This window comes from Spirulina sp. CCY15215 (genome assembly GCF_016888125.1).
Taxonomy (GTDB): domain Bacteria; phylum Cyanobacteriota; class Cyanobacteriia; order Cyanobacteriales; family Spirulinaceae; genus CCY15215.
The window spans coordinates 1-319 of sequence record NZ_JACSWA010000316.1 but is presented as its reverse complement, the minus strand read 5'-3'; the positions used below and the strand labels follow the sequence as shown (position 1 = coordinate 319).

The following is a 319-nucleotide window of genomic DNA, read 5'->3' as shown; positions in this document are numbered from 1 at the left end:
GAAATCCAATTACCAACCTCATCATAAAAACGCAACCACAACCCCTCTACTCCCTCATAAATGCCTTCCCATAAACCCAAACCCAAACCCAACTCCTGCAACCACAATCGCCCCTCTTCTAAGTCTAACGGTTCATATTTTCCCGACTGCAAAACAAAACCCTGAAACTGATTTTCATAGCGATCGTAAATGACATAATAAGGAACTTGTAAGATTTCTTCATAAACCTCCCATTTTGTCGGTCTTGTCTCCTTTTTTCGCTGAGTTCTGCCTAAATCTTCATCCTCTGTGCCAGGAGAAGCCAATTCTACTACTAAAA

Annotated in this window: 1 protein-coding gene; it reads right to left on the bottom strand. The window is 41.4% G+C overall.

The features are described 5' to 3' along the window. A partial coding sequence (locus JUI58_RS05470; RefSeq protein WP_204102742.1) for a Uma2 family endonuclease occupies nt 1-319 on the bottom strand: 319 nt, incomplete at both ends.